At 63.7% G+C, this 2,925-nt stretch carries 3 protein-coding genes; all 3 read left to right on the top strand.

All coding sequences use genetic code 11. The annotated features are described in order from the left end of the window. Positions 1 to 369: 369 nt before the first annotated feature. Positions 370 to 1,287, top strand: coding sequence for an AAA family ATPase (locus tag VJ604_RS10265; protein ID WP_324082203.1), 918 nt, complete (start codon positions 370 to 372; stop codon positions 1,285 to 1,287). A 50-nt stretch (positions 1,288 to 1,337) separates the two neighbouring features. Beyond that, positions 1,338 to 2,150 carry a DUF58 domain-containing protein gene (locus VJ604_RS10260; protein ID WP_324082201.1) on the top strand — a complete coding sequence of 271 codons (813 nt, stop codon included), beginning with the start codon at positions 1,338 to 1,340 and terminating at the stop codon, positions 2,148 to 2,150. Continuing rightward, on the top strand, positions 2,137 to 2,925 hold a 789-nt coding region (locus tag VJ604_RS10255), incomplete at its 3' end, for a TgpA N-terminal domain-containing protein (protein ID WP_324082199.1). The genes VJ604_RS10260 and VJ604_RS10255, both read left to right, overlap by 14 nt.

The raw sequence follows: 2,925 nt of genomic DNA, 5'->3' as shown, positions 1-2,925 counted from the left end.
CGAAAGTCCCCTCTCCCTCCGGGAGATGGCTTAGGGGGAGGGGATTCTCCATGATGTGACGCTCTCTCCTTATGCGCGGCTTCCCTCACCCCGACCCTCTCCCGAAGGGCGAGGGGGAGTTGGCGTGAGCCGGCAAGAGCTGACGAGTTGGTGTGAGCTGGTGTGAGCCGATGTGTGCCGGTGTGTGCCGATGTGCGCTGGGCCTGGAGCGAAAGCAGGTGCTTGAGAGTGCCACGCTTCGGGCACGATGGCGATAGCGAGGGGGCTGTCCACTGAGGGCGCCCCTTTTCTCGTGGCGGCCGTCTCTGTTACAATGAGTTGATTGATCGCTGGAGGTTGCCTGTGGAAAGCCTGCCGAAACGAGATCAAATGCTGGCGGTCTTGAACGATCTGTCCCGCCATCATCTGAAGGGGAAGGGGAGGGCGATCAGCCTCTCCCTGATGGCCCTTCTCACCGGGGGGCATATTCTTCTGGAGGACATCCCCGGGCTGGGGAAGACCACCATGGCACTTGCCTTCGCCAGCTCGCTCGGCCTCTCCTTTGGTCGCGTCCAGTGCACCAGCGACCTGCTCCCCTCCGACATCACCGGGCTCTCCATCTACGACCGCACCGAGAACCGTTTCAACTTCGTCAAGGGTCCCATCTTCAACAACATCGTGCTGATCGACGAGATCAACCGCGCCATGCCCAAGACGCAGAGCGCACTGCTGGAGGCCATGGAGGAGCGGCGGGTCACCGTGGAAGGGGTCACCTACCAGCTTCCCGACCCTTTCCTGGTGCTGGCCACCCAGAACCCGGTCGAGCAGGTCGGCACCTATCCCCTTCCCGAATCGCAGATGGACCGCTTCATCATGAGGACCGGCATCGGCTACCCTCCCGAGGAGACCGAGAAGGAGATCCTGATGCACGGCTCGATCCGTGACGAGATCCTTCACATCCCGGCCATGATCAGCCACGAGGACCTCCTGGAGGCGATCAGGACCGTGAAGACGCGGGTCTACCTGGGCGAGAAGGTAACCGACTACATCTACGCCATCATCAAAGCGACCCGCAACCACCCGCTCATCCTGACCGGCATCTCGACCCGCGGGGGGATCGGCCTCGTCGATGCCGCCAAGGCGGCGGCTTACCTGCACGGCCGCGCCTTCGTGGCGCCCGAGGACGTGAAAGAGGTGGCCCGGGTGGTCTGCGCGCACCGGCTGATCTTCCGCCCCGAGCACGAGGGGGTGGACAAGGAGCAGACATTAAACCAGATCCTGAAGGACATACCGCTCCCTCTCACATAAGCCTCACCAAGGGAGGAGCCTTCTACGTCGCCTCCACCCTGCTCTTGGGGGTGGCCGCGGTCAACACCGGCAACAACCTGCTCTTTCTGATCGTCTCCGCCATGCTTGGCTTCATGGCCGTCACCGGATTGCTTGGCTGGATGAACATCCGGCAGCTGTCAGTAGGGGTCCAACTTCCGGACGAGCTGTACGCCGGCACCCAGACCCTCGCCTCCATCCGCATCGAGAACCGCAAGAGGCTGCTTCCTTCCTTCCTGGTCACCGCCACCTTGGCCGGCAGCCCCACCTCCTTCCTGATGCTCGACCCGCGCTCGCCGCAGACCGGATCGCTGCTCCTCTCCTTTCCCCGGCGCGGCCTGCAGGCGCTCCCCGACGCCCGGATCAGCTCTCCCTTTCCGGTCAACTTCTTCGTTCGCTTCCGGATGGCGGAGGTGAACGGGAGCTATCCCGTCTTCCCCGCGCCGCGCCCGTTCGTCGCCCCTCTCCAGGGGGGAAAGCCTGACGCCGGCCAGGCCACCCCATCAACCGCCAAGGGATACGAAGGGGATCTCGCCAAGATCTCCGACTACACCGGAGCCGAGTCTCTCAAGCTGATCCATTGGCGCCTGTCGGCCAAGCACGAGGTGTTCAAGGTCAAGGAGATGACCGCCACCTCGCAGGAGCCGGTGCTGCTGGAGATTGACCAGTTGCCGGGGCGCGACCTCGATGAGCGGCTGTCGCACGGCAGCTACCTTATCAACCGGCTGATGAGAAACGGCCGTCCGGTGGGGCTCAAGATCGGCGACCGGGTCATAGCAGCCGGCACCACCAGGACCCACCGGCTGAAACTGCTCACGGAGCTTGCGGTCTATGGTCAGGATTAGAGGCATCCTCAGCGCGCTGACGGTCTGCATAGCCGTGATCGGTTATCTGCCGCTGTTTCCCTACCTGGACCCGTTCCCGCGCTGGTTCTTCCCGGCTGCCATGATCTGCGCCTTTTTCCTGCACGCGCGGGGGCGCGAACTGCCGGGACGGATGCTCACCCCGGTCTCCATCGTACTCTTCCTCTACCTGGGCTCCGGGTTCTCGCTCAACACCATGCTGCAGGTCACCGCGGACCTTTTGGTGGTCTTTCTCGGCATCAGGCTGCTCGGCGAGCGGAGCGGCAGGAACTACCTGCAGGTGTTCGGCCTGGCGCTCTTCTGTCTGGCCGCCTCCTCGCTCTACAACCTCTCCGCGCTCTTCATCGTCTACCTGCTGCTCCTCATGCTCCTTTTGGCGGTTTCCCTGGTGGTGCTTACCTTCCATGCCCATGATCCCGAGGTGGCGCTCAGCCGGCGGGAGGCGAAGAAGGTGCTGACCGTTTCCTCCCTGATGCCGGTCGCCTCGCTCCCCATCCTGCTCTTTCTGTTCGTGCTTCTGCCGAGGACCCAGTACCCGCTGTGGGATTTCATGAACCAGTCGGCCGTCAAGGTCACCGGTTTCAGCGACACCGTGAAACCGGGGAGCGCACCGGCGGTGAACGAGGTGAAGGGGGTAGTGCTGCGGGCGATCTGCCGGCAGGTCCCGGAGGAGAGGCTCTACTGGCGCGGCATCGTGCTGAACGCCCTGCAGGGGAACGACTGGGTGAGGTTCCCGGTGGAGGAGCGTATGGCCGGG

This window comes from Geomonas sp. (genome assembly GCF_035254065.1).
In the GTDB taxonomy this organism is placed as follows: domain Bacteria; phylum Desulfobacterota; class Desulfuromonadia; order Geobacterales; family Geobacteraceae; genus Geomonas.
This window is presented reverse-complemented; position numbering and strand designations above follow the sequence as displayed.